This window comes from Bacillus sp. mrc49, assembly GCF_002803435.1.
The window spans coordinates 1-335 of the sequence record NZ_PHNG01000358.1 but is presented as its reverse complement, the minus strand read 5'-3'; the positions used below and the strand labels follow the sequence as shown (position 1 = coordinate 335).

The 335-nt window shown below is 34.0% G+C and carries 1 pseudogene; it reads right to left on the bottom strand.

The window, feature by feature from the left end:
* Positions 1-182 precede the first annotated feature (182 nt).
* Positions 183-335 (bottom strand): annotated as a pseudogene (locus CVN76_RS02310) (PepSY domain-containing protein); the annotation flags it as partial.

Here is a 335-nt window from a genome sequence, read left to right as displayed (position 1 = left end):
TTCCGATCTATCATCACGTTCCACTTCCTTTATGATGTAATGGAATTTGGTTAACGACATCCCATTGCCCATCAAATTCCCCATTTAATCCAAAAATCGTTTCTATTATTATGTCATGAAATGAGAAAAAGGGAAAGTGACTAGGCACATTTCCCCATTTAAAATTGAAATTAGAAATACAATCAGATTAAATTTTCATATACGGGCTCCGAATTCTTTAATTTTTCCACCTTTTCTTCTTGACCAGTATCGGCATTAATGAAAATACGGTATGTATCTTCCTTAATCGTGCCAAGAAATTCATAACAGAGAACCTCTTTGCCGATATCATTGAT